Raw genomic sequence first — 8,444 nt, forward strand, 5'->3', positions numbered from 1 at the left:
ATTGCCTTCCCCTCCAGGCCCCCGGCCTTACTCTGTGAACAGCGCCGGTGGGGGCCGGTGCTGATCAGGGGGCGAGACAGTCGGGTACGACGCCCGAAGTGGGGGTAGCAGTTACGCACGGCGGCGGCCGTGCGGCTGCGGCACCCCGCCTCCCGAGTCGCAGATGCGGTCTCGGGATCATTTCGGGCGCCGTACCCGCACCGGTCGTCCCCCGACAGTGGGGGTTTCAGTGGTTCGCATCCGAGTACTGGTCGTCGACGACCACCGCATCTTCGCCGAGTCGCTCGCAGCCGCCCTCGCGGCCGAGCCCGACGTCGACGTGTCCGCCGCGGGCAGCGGTCCTGCCGCGCTGCGCTGCCTGGAGCGGGCGGCGGCGGAAGGCCGCAGATTCGACGTCCTGCTCGTCGACGCGGACCTGGGCGGCAATCTGCCCGGCATGCGTCCGGCGGTGCCCGTCCAGGAGAGCAACGAGGACGGGCTCGTGGACGGGATCTCGCTCGTCGCGGGCGTCCGGACCGGACAGCCGACCGTACGGATCGTCGTGCTCGCCGAGAAGGACGATCCGCGCCGGGCCGCGCTCGCGCTCCAGGCCGGCGCCTCGGGGTGGGTCGCCAAGGACTGCTCGCTGTCGCGGCTGCTCACTGTCATACGGGGTGTGCTGCGCGACGAGACCCATCTTCCGCCCGCCCTGCTCACCGGGGTGCTGCGGGAACTCACCGCCGCCCGCAAACACCGCACCGAGAGCGAACGGCTCGTCGAGTCGCTCACTCCGAGGGAGCGGGAAGTGCTGCGGTGCATGGTCGCCGGGCTGGGGCGCAAGGCCGTGGCCGAGCGGCTCTTCCTGTCGCCGCACACCGTCCGCACCCACATGCAGAACGTGCTGGGGAAGCTGGGCGTGCACTCCACCCTCGCGGCCGTCGCGCTCGCCCGCCGTGCGGGGGTCGGGCCCGTCGACCTAACCGGGAATGTTGTCGAACGGGGCGGTCAACTGGCGTAGCAGGCCCGCGAGTTCGCCACGCTGCGCCTTGCTCAGTTCCGCCAGGATCGCGCGCTCCTGCTCCAACAGTCCGGCCAGTGCCTGGTCGGCGCGGTCGCGGCCCTCGTCCGTGAGGCGTACCAGCACGCCCCGGCGGTCGGTGGGGTCGGGGAGCCGCTCCACCAGGTCCTTCTTCGTCAGCCGGTCGATGCGGTTCGTCATCGTGCCGGAGGTGACGAGGGTCTGGGTGAGCAGTTGGCCGGGGGAGAGCTGGTACGGGTTCCCGGCGCGCCTCAGCGCGGTCAGGACGTCGAACTCCCAGGGCTCCAGGCTGTGCTCGGAGAACGCCAGCCTGCGGGCGCGGTCCAGGTGCCGGGCCAGTCTGCTCACCCGGCTGAGCACCTCGAGCGGTTCCACGTCGAGGTCAGGGCGCTCCCGGCGCCATGCTCCGACCAGCCGATCGACCTCGTCCTCCATGACGATCAGTGTAGTGGTTGTGTCGACATGAAGTCTCTTGACGTCAAGATACTTGGGGTGTGAGGCTGGAGTCCTGCCCGAAGTGATCACTTCACCGCGACTTCGAGGAGGCCCACCCATGCCCGCCGCACCCACCGCCCCCACCTGGGACCCGAGCCAGTACCTCCGCCACGCGGACCACCGCGCCCGCCCCTTCGCCGATCTCCTCGCCCGCGTCCCCGAACTGCCCCGCACCCCCGCCCGCATCGCCGACCTCGGCTGCGGACCCGGCAACGTCACGGCCCTGCTCGCCGAGCGCTGGCCGGCCGCACACATCACCGGCTACGACAACTCCCCGGAGATGCTGGCCAAGGCCGCGGCACTCGCGGGCCCCACCCCCGGCGGCGGACGCCTCGACTTCGCCCCCGGCGACGCCCGAACCTGGACGCCTTCCGCCCCCTACGACCTGATGATCAGCAACGCCACCCTGCAGTGGGTCCCCGGGCACACCGACTCCTTCCCCGCCTGGGTGGCGGGCCTGGCGCCCGGCGGCACCTTCGCCTTCCAGGTGCCCGGCAACTTCGACGCCCCCAGCCACCGGCTCATGCGCGAACTCGCCGACTCCGCCCGCTGGAAGAACCGCCTGGCCGACGTCCTGCGCCACGACGACGCCGTGCACACCCCGGCCGCCTACCTCGAACACCTCACCGCACTCGGCTGCACGACCGACGTCTGGGAGACGACGTACCTCCACCTGTTGGAGGGCGAGGACCCGGTCCTGGACTGGGTGAAGGGGACGGGGCTGCGGCCGATCCTCACCGAGCTCGGGGCGACGGACTCGGAAGCCTTTGTCGCCGAGTACCGTGCCGCCCTGCGCGAGGCCTACCCGGCCACGGAACACGGCACGGTCTTCCCGTTCCGCCGCATCTTCGCCGTGGCGACGAAGCCCGTCTGATGCTTGCGGCCGTCGACCATGTCCAACTCGCCGCGCCGCCCGGCAGTGAGCCCCGCCTCCGTACGTACTACGTCGAAACCCTCGGCATGACCGAGATCCCCAAGCCGCCGGTGCTCGCGGCGCGCGGGGGCTGCTGGTTCCAGGCGGGGGCCGTGCAACTGCACCTCGGGGTGGAGGTGGACTTCCGGCCCGCCCGGAAGGCTCACCCGGGGCTGCGGGTCCACGACATCGAGGCGTACGCCGCCCGCCTCGAAGCCCATCACGCACCCGTCACCTGGGACGACGACCTCCCGGGCCACCGCCGCTTCTTCTCCGAGGACCCGGTGGGCAACCGGCTGGAGTTCCTGGAGGCGGCGGACTGACGTACATCGTCCACCCCGTCGGCGGACGGTCACAGCTCCTTGAGGGCGTCCAGCGTGATGTCGATGTCGATGTCGTACGGGACGCTGAGCTCGAGTTTTTCGTGGTGGATGCCGGTGATCGCGTACGTCTTGCTCACCGGGTCGATCTCGTAGGTCCGGACCACCGGGTGCTGGTTCCCTTCGGACATCTCGACCAGCCAGAAGTGCGGGATGCCCGCGGCTGCGTACTTCTGGGGCTTGGCGTTGCGGTCGCGGGCCTCGGAGTCCGGGGAGACGACCTCGACGGCCAGCACTACGTCCTCGGCCTGGAACCGGGTCTGCTCCAAGCCAGTGACGGCTTCGCTGCGGACGACCGACACATCGGGTTCGGGACCGTTGCGTTGGTCCAGGATGACGGTCATTTCGCGGCGGACCTTAAGGGGGCGGCCGCGAACTGTGCGGCGAAGGCCGGCCACCAAAAGATCAATCATGGTGCTGTGGAAATCCCGCTGCGGACTCACGAAAACAAGGCTCCCGTCGATCAGCTCGGTGTGCGGCGGGAGGCCGGGCAGGGTGAACAGGTCGTCCACGGTGTACCCGTCCTGCGGCGGCACCGGCCAGCGGGAGCCCTGCTCGTGCTCGTGCTCAGGCTCGTGCTCGGCGATCGGCTCGGCGGTCATGGTGGTTCCTCCCATGAGCGGGATTCTGGGCCTGCGTGTCCACCGTAGCGGTGGGAACTGACAAGCGTCATCACAAAGGGTGACGAGCCCGACCGTCGCGCCTCAGCTCTTGCGGTGGCCTATCAGTCGTGGCTTCGCCTCCAGGCCGTCCAGGCCGTGCCAGGCGAGGTTGACCAGGTGGGCTGCCACTTCCGCCTTCTTGGGGCGGCGGACGTCCAGCCACCACTGGCCGGTGAGGGCGACCATGCCGACGAGGGCCTGGGCGTACAGCGGGGCGAGCTTGGAGTCGAAGCCGCGGCTCTTGAACTCGCGACCCAGGATGTCCTCGACCTGGGTCGCGATGTCCGAGATCAGGGAGGCGAAGGAGCCCGTGGACTGGGGGATCGGGGAGTCGCGGACCAGGATGCGGAAGCCGTCCGTGTACTCCTCGATGTAGTCGAGGAGCGCGAAGGCGGCCTGTTCGCACAGTTCGCGGGGGTGACCTGCCGTGAGAGAACTCGTCACCATGTCCAGCAGGCGGCGCATCTCGCGGTCCACCACCACCGCGTACAGGCCCTCCTTGCCGCCGAAGTGCTCGTACACCACCGGTTTGGAGACGCCGGCCTTCGCCGCGATCTCCTCGACAGACGTGCCTTCGAAACCCTTGGCCGCGAAAAGGGTGCGACCGATCTCCAGCAGCTGCTGACGACGCTCGGCGCCGGTCATGCGGGTGCGGCGAGCGCGCCGCGGTTTTTCGTTACTGCTCGGGGTGCTGCTGGAGTCGGTCGCCACGCCGTCAATCATGCCGCGTCAGCGGTTTCCGTCTTGCGCGGGGAGTCCGACTCGTCCGTATTCCGGCGGGAATCGATGCGCGAGCGTGACGGCCAACGCACGTCAGAGGCCCAGCCGAACTGCTCGCACCAGCGGATGATCCGGGCTGAGGAGTCCAGCTGACCGCGCTCCACACCGTGCCGGGCCGAGGTCGGGTCGGCGTGGTGCAGGTTGTGCCAGGACTCGCCGCAGGACAGGACGGCCAGCCACCACACGTTGCCCGAACGGTCCCGCGACTTGAAGGGGCGCTTGCCCACCGCGTGGCAGATCGAGTTGATCGACCAGGTGACGTGGTGCAGCAACGCCACCCGGACCAGTGAGCCCCAGAAGAAGCCGGTGAACGCGCCCCACCAGGACATCGTCGCCAGACCGCCGATCAGCGCGGGGAGAGCGAGGGAGAGCAGCGTGTAGTAGATGAAGTGGCGCGAGATCGCACGGATCGCCGGGTCCTTGATCAGGTCCGGTGCGTACTTGTCCTGCGGAGTGCGCTCCTCGTCGAACATCCAGGCGATGTGCGCCCACCACAGGCCCTTCATCAGCGCCGGAAGGGTCTCGCCGAAACGCCACGGCGAGTGCGGGTCGCCCTCGGCGTCGGAGAACTTGTGGTGCTTTCGGTGGTCGGCGACCCAGCGGACCACCGGCCCCTCGACCGCCATCGAACCGGCGACCGCCAGTGCGATCCGCAGCGGGCGCTTCGCCTTGAAGGCGCCATGGGTGAAGTAGCGGTGGTAGCCGATCGTGACGCCGTGGCAACCCAGGTAGTAGAAGAAGACGAGCAGGCCGAGGTCGAGCCAGCTCACTCCTCCCCAGTTCCAGGCCAGCGGCACCGCGGCCACCAGGGCGAGGAACGGGACGACGATGAAGAGGAGAAGCGCGAACTGTTCGAGCGACCCCTTCTTCTCACCGCCCAGCGTGGCGGGTGGAAGCGGGGAGCCGTTGTTCGCCTGCGGGGCGTCGTCGATCACATCGGAGCTCGTGGTCATGGGTGTCCCCTGTGGGGTTCGAGGGTGGAGACGGTCGTCCGGGGTGAGGGAGAGCCGGATACCGGGGAGCGGTGGGCCGGACGTTCTGGGAACGGATTCCCGGAGCCTCCAGCCCTCCCGGTACCGGGATACGGGGCCCAGGGTCCTCCCTCTGTCCGACGGCATTCCCTACGCTTCCGTAACCTACGGCGTCGTAAGTATGGCAGCGCGCCGCTCGGCGGCAAGAGCCCGAGAGCCTGCGCGTCCCTGTGGACACCTATCCTTGGAGTCGGTCGGACAGCGCGGTCCGTTCTGATTAATTCCCGGATGCCACGTTCCTGAGCGGCACCCGCCGCGCGGTCGCCACCCGGGTTCCCTCCCAGACGAGCTTCAGACGAACTTTCACTCTTCAGATGAGCTTCAACACTGCAAGGAGCCGCACCTGTGAGCAGTGCCGACGACCAGACCACGACGACCAGCAGTGAGCTGCGCGCCGATATCCGCCGCTTGGGTGACCTGCTGGGCGAGACCCTGGTCCGCCAGGAGGGACCCGAGCTTCTCGAACTTGTCGAGAAGGTCCGCCGACTGACCCGCGAGGACGGCGAGGCCGCCGCCGAACTGCTGCGCGGCACCGAACTGGAAACCGCGGCCAAACTGGTCCGCGCCTTCTCCACCTACTTCCACCTCGCCAACGTCACCGAACAGGTGCACCGCGGCCGCGAACTGCGCGCCAAGCGCGCCGCCGAGGGCGGCCTCCTCGCCCGCACCGCCGACCGCCTCAAGGACGCCGACCCCGAACACCTGCGCGAGACGGTCAAGAACCTCAACGTCCGCCCGGTGTTCACGGCCCACCCCACCGAGGCCGCACGCCGCTCCGTCCTCAACAAGCTGCGCCGCATCGCCGCCCTCCTGGAGACCCCGGTCATCGAGGCCGACCGCCGCCGCTACGACACCCGCCTGGCCGAGAACATCGACCTGGTGTGGCAGACCGACGAGCTGCGCGTCGTACGCCCCGAGCCCGCCGACGAGGCCCGCAACGCCATCTACTACCTCGACGAACTGCACGCCGGCGCCGTCGGTGACGTACTCGAAGACCTCACGGCCGAGCTGGAGCGAGTCGGCGTGACCCTCCCCGACGAGACCCGGCCGCTCACCTTCGGCACCTGGATCGGCGGCGACCGCGACGGCAACCCGAACGTCACCCCCGACGTCACCTGGGACGTCCTGATCCTCCAGCACGAGCACGGCATCAACGACGCCCTGGAGCTGATCGACGAACTCCGCGGCTTCCTCTCCAACTCGATCAGGTACACGGGCGCCACCGAAGAACTGCTCACCTCCCTCCAGACCGACCTGGAGCGGCTCCCCGAGATCAGCCCCCGCTACAAGCGGCTGAACGCCGAGGAGCCCTACCGGCTCAAGGCCACCTGCATCCGCCAGAAGCTCGAGAACACCAAGAAGCGACTGGCCACCGGGACCCCCCACGTGGACGGACGCGACTACCTCGGCACGGCCGAACTCCTCCACGACCTCGTCCAGATCCAGAGCTCACTGCGCGAGCACCGCGGCGCACTGTTCGCCGACGGCCGCATGAACCGCACCATCCGCACCCTCGCCGCCTTCGGCCTCCAACTCGCCACCATGGACGTACGCGAACACGCGGACGCCCACCACCACGCCCTCGGCCAGCTCTTCGACCGCCTCGGCGAGGAATCCTGGCGCTACGCCGACATGCCCCGCGACTACCGCACCAAGCTCCTCGCCAAGGAGCTGAGGTCCCGGCGCCCGCTGGCCCCGACCCCGGCGCCGCTGGACGCGGCAGGTGAGAAGACCCTGGGCGTGTTCCAGACGATCAAGCGGGCCCTGAAGGTCTTCGGACCCGAGGTCATCGAGTCGTACATCATCTCGATGTGCCAGGGCGCCGACGACGTCTTCGCGGCGGCCGTACTCGCCCGTGAGGCCGGGCTCCTCGACCTGCACGGCAACTGGGCGAAGATCGGCATCGTGCCCCTCCTGGAGACGACGGACGAACTCAAGGCCGCCGACACCATCCTGGAGGACATGCTGTCCGACCCCTCCTACCGGCGCCTCGTCGCGCTGCGCGGAGACGTCCAGGAGGTCATGCTCGGCTACTCCGACTCCTCCAAGTTCGGCGGCATCACCACCAGCCAGTGGGAGATCCACCGCGCCCAGCGCCGGCTGCGTGACGTGGCCCACCGGTACGGGGTGCGGCTCAGGCTGTTCCACGGCCGCGGCGGCACCGTCGGCCGCGGCGGCGGCCCCTCGCACGACGCGATCCTCGCGCAGCCCTGGGGCACCCTGGAGGGCGAGATCAAGGTGACCGAACAGGGCGAGGTCATCTCCGACAAGTACCTGGTGCCCTCACTGGCCCGCGAGAACCTGGAACTGACCGTCGCGGCCACCCTCCAGGCATCCGCACTGCACACCTCACCCCGCCAGTCCGACGAGGCACTCGCCCGCTGGGACGCGGCGATGGACGTCGTCTCCGACGCGGCGCACACCAGGTACCGCAAGCTCGTCGAGGACCCCGACCTGCCCGCGTACTTCTTCGCCGCCACCCCCGTGGACCAGCTCGCCGACCTCCACCTCGGCTCGCGGCCCTCGCGCCGCCCCGACTCCGGCGCCGGCCTGGACGGGCTGCGCGCCATCCCGTGGGTGTTCGGCTGGACCCAGTCACGGCAGATCGTGCCGGGCTGGTTCGGCGTCGGCTCCGGACTGAAGGCGCTGCGCGAAGCGGGCCTCGACACCGTGCTCGACGAGATGCACGAGCAGTGGCACTTCTTCCGCAACTTCGTCTCCAACGTCGAGATGACCCTCGCGAAGACCGACCTGCGGATCGCCACGCACTACGTGGACACCCTGGTGCCGGACGACCTCAAGCACGTCTTCGACGGCATCCGCGCCGAGCACGAGCTCACCGTCCGCGAGGTGCTGCGGATCACGGGCGGCGAAAAGCTGCTGGACACCAACCCTGTCCTCCAGCAGACCTTCTCCATCCGCGACGCCTACCTGGACCCGATCTCCTACCTCCAGGTCGCCCTGCTCAAGCGCCAGCGAGACGAGGCGGCGGCCGGCTCCACAACGGATCCGCTGCTGTCGCGAGCGCTCCTCCTGACCGTCAACGGTGTGGCGGCGGGGCTGCGCAACACCGGCTGATCGCTGTTCAGACGACGATGCCCCCGTGTTCGTGGCGGGTTCTATTGATCCCCGCAACACCCTGGAGTTCAGGGAGTTGCGGGGATC

The 8,444-nt window shown here is 69.4% G+C and carries 8 protein-coding genes; 4 read left to right on the forward strand and 4 right to left on the reverse strand.

Annotation, left to right across the window (positions count from 1 at the left end; genetic code table 11):
* The first annotated feature begins 229 nt into the window (after positions 1-229).
* The gene (locus ACFWP7_RS27015) at positions 230-997 is read left to right on the forward strand and encodes a LuxR C-terminal-related transcriptional regulator (RefSeq protein WP_384385955.1); all 768 of its coding nucleotides are present in this window, start codon (positions 230-232) and stop codon (positions 995-997) included.
* On the opposite strand, the gene ACFWP7_RS27020 is transcribed toward ACFWP7_RS27015, so the two are convergent.
* Positions 956-1,453 (reverse strand): MarR family transcriptional regulator, encoded by a 498-nt coding sequence (locus tag ACFWP7_RS27020; RefSeq protein WP_365445071.1) that lies wholly within the window; start codon positions 1,451-1,453, stop codon positions 956-958. The genes ACFWP7_RS27015 and ACFWP7_RS27020 overlap by 42 nt on opposite strands.
* 118 nt (positions 1,454-1,571) lie before the next feature.
* On the opposite strand from ACFWP7_RS27020, the gene ACFWP7_RS27025 reads away from it, so the two are divergent.
* Complete coding sequence (locus ACFWP7_RS27025; protein WP_384385958.1) at positions 1,572-2,387, forward strand: trans-aconitate 2-methyltransferase; 816 nt, start codon at positions 1,572-1,574, stop codon at positions 2,385-2,387.
* Positions 2,387-2,749 (forward strand): VOC family protein, encoded by a 363-nt coding sequence (locus tag ACFWP7_RS27030; RefSeq protein WP_384385962.1) that lies wholly within the window; start codon positions 2,387-2,389, stop codon positions 2,747-2,749. Before ACFWP7_RS27025 ends, ACFWP7_RS27030 begins: the two co-directional genes overlap by 1 nt.
* Before the next feature lie 29 nt (positions 2,750-2,778).
* On the opposite strand, the gene ACFWP7_RS27035 is transcribed toward ACFWP7_RS27030, so the two are convergent.
* The 3 genes from ACFWP7_RS27035 to ACFWP7_RS27045 form a co-directional block, all read right to left on the reverse strand.
* The gene (locus tag ACFWP7_RS27035) at positions 2,779-3,408 is read right to left on the reverse strand and encodes a Uma2 family endonuclease (RefSeq protein WP_384385991.1); all 630 of its coding nucleotides are present in this window, start codon (positions 3,406-3,408) and stop codon (positions 2,779-2,781) included.
* A 102-nt stretch (positions 3,409-3,510) separates the two neighbouring features.
* Positions 3,511-4,191 (reverse strand): TetR family transcriptional regulator, encoded by a 681-nt coding sequence (locus tag ACFWP7_RS27040; protein ID WP_384385965.1) that lies wholly within the window; start codon positions 4,189-4,191, stop codon positions 3,511-3,513.
* Entirely contained in the window at positions 4,188-5,201 is a 1,014-nt protein-coding gene (locus tag ACFWP7_RS27045; RefSeq protein WP_384385968.1) for an acyl-CoA desaturase, read from the reverse strand. Before ACFWP7_RS27045 ends, ACFWP7_RS27040 begins: the two co-directional genes overlap by 4 nt.
* Before the next feature lie 423 nt (positions 5,202-5,624).
* On the opposite strand from ACFWP7_RS27045, the gene ppc reads away from it, so the two are divergent.
* On the forward strand, positions 5,625-8,357 hold the full coding sequence (ppc, locus tag ACFWP7_RS27050; protein WP_384385971.1) for a phosphoenolpyruvate carboxylase: 2,733 nt from the start codon (positions 5,625-5,627) through the stop codon (positions 8,355-8,357).
* Positions 8,358-8,444: the final 87 nt, after the last annotated feature.

It is taken from the genome of Streptomyces sp. NPDC058470 (genome assembly GCF_042721055.1).
GTDB lineage: Bacteria > Actinomycetota > Actinomycetes > Streptomycetales > Streptomycetaceae > Streptomyces.